Raw genomic sequence first — 1,757 nt, 5'->3', positions numbered from 1 at the left:
GACTGGCGGCCGCCTTCAAAATTTCCAGTTGATCTTTGAAAAATAAATTTGGGACTGGACTTTCCGGAATGCCTCCGGACAATGGAACTTAGGGTCCATTCGGGGCAACTCTTCGTCCTCCTGTAGCTCTGTCTACTTCAAAAGTCTGTTTCTCCGGTATTCGTTCGAACTTCTTACCCGCTGGCTGTTCCCTTCGGCAACCCATGCCCGGCGGTAGCAGCGTTGGGGCAGCTCATGGATCGAAGCGAGTTCTCATATGCGAGGGTGATTGATCGGCGAGTGCGCCGGAGGCATCCCGGAGAGTCTAATCCCTGAATCCCTTACAGAAAGGAGGAATTCGACTTGCGTTTATTTGTCGGAATTGACGTGAGTGCAGAACAACTTGAAGCCTGCTTCATGAACATGGACGGCGACAAGCTCGAGGCGTTTCAGGTGAACAACAACCTTGAAGGTGCCCAATATCTTCGTAACCGGATCCTTTCAGCAGCGGACAAGCTACCGGCTTCGGAAATCCACATTGGCCTTGAAGCTACATCCGTCTACAGCTGGCATCCAGCGATGTACTTACACGAAGATGACGCGTTGCGCAAGCGCAAAACTAAAGTGTTCACCATCAATCCCAAGTTGATCAACAAATTCAGAGAGGCATACGCCGACTTGGATAAGACCGACCGGCTCGATGCTTGGATTATTGCTGATCGTCTGCGATTTGGAAGGTTAACGACCAGCGTTGTCATGCAGGAGCGGTATCTCGCTCTTCAACGCATCACCCGCATGCGGTTTCACCTCGTCCATAATCTTACGCGAGAGAAGCAGTACTTTCTTCAGAACTTGTTCTACAAGTGCAATGCGTTCCGTTCTGAAGTAGACAGCTCCGTCTTTGGCCATGCCATTATGGAACTGCTCTTGGAGAAGTACAGCCTCGATGAGATTGCCAACATGGATGTTGCCGTCCTGGCGGACTACCTCAAGGACAAAGGCAGGAACCGATTCCCGGATCCTGAAGGTGTCGCCGCGTGCATTCAGAAAGCCGCACGGGCGTCCTATCGGCTATCTAAGGTAATGGAAGACTCCATTGACCTCGTACTCGGTACGTCCATCCTATCCATTCGGAGCATTCAAGCTCAGCTCAAGGAGCTGGACAAGGCGATCGAGAAGTTGATCGAGGATCTACCGGGAGCCAAGTGCCTTCGCTCCATACCGGGCATCGATTTGGTGTATGCCGCCGGCATTCTGTCGGAGATCGGCGATATTGAACGCTTCGACGATCAAGCCGCGGTGGCCAAATATGCCGGCTTGGTATGGCGCAAACACCAGTCCGGCCCCTATGAGGCCGAAGATACAAAGCGCATTCGTTCCGGCAACCGATTCCTACGGTATTACCTAGTTGAAGCTGCCAACTCGGTAAAAAACCGTGATCCGGAATTCGGAGAGTATTACCGGAAGAAATACAAGGAAGTACCTAAGCACCAACACAAGCGCGCCCTCGTCTTAACGGCAAGAAAACTTGTGCGTCTGGTCGATGTGCTGCTACGCAACGACCAACTTTACACGCCTCGAAGGAAGGTGAATAGCGCGAAGGTGTAACGTCTCTCTTTGCCAAAGTCCTTCACGATTCCCAGTTAAAATCTGGTAAAAACTCGATTTTTGAACTGGGTTTAGTTTGGTGTTGTCTTTTTTCCTGACTCATTGACCTGTTCCTTAAAGTAAATTTCCAATTCTCATGAATCAGGGGCTTGACATCTTACCGCTGGACT

General features: G+C 50.8%; 1 protein-coding gene. It reads left to right on the top strand.

All coding sequences use genetic code 11. From position 1 onward, the window contains the following. Window positions 1-342 precede the first annotated feature (342 nt). A complete protein-coding gene (locus LQ229_RS26870) occupies window positions 343-1,587 on the top strand; it encodes an IS110 family transposase (RefSeq protein ID WP_216541460.1) in 1,245 nt (414 codons plus the stop codon). Window positions 1,588-1,757 lie beyond the last annotated feature (170 nt).

It is taken from the genome of Paenibacillus sp. CECT 9249, assembly GCF_918697855.1.
Taxonomy (GTDB): Bacteria; Bacillota; Bacilli; order Paenibacillales; family Paenibacillaceae; genus MSJ-34.
The sequence above is the reverse complement of the archived record's forward strand: the minus strand, read 5'-3'. Positions and strand labels throughout refer to the sequence as shown.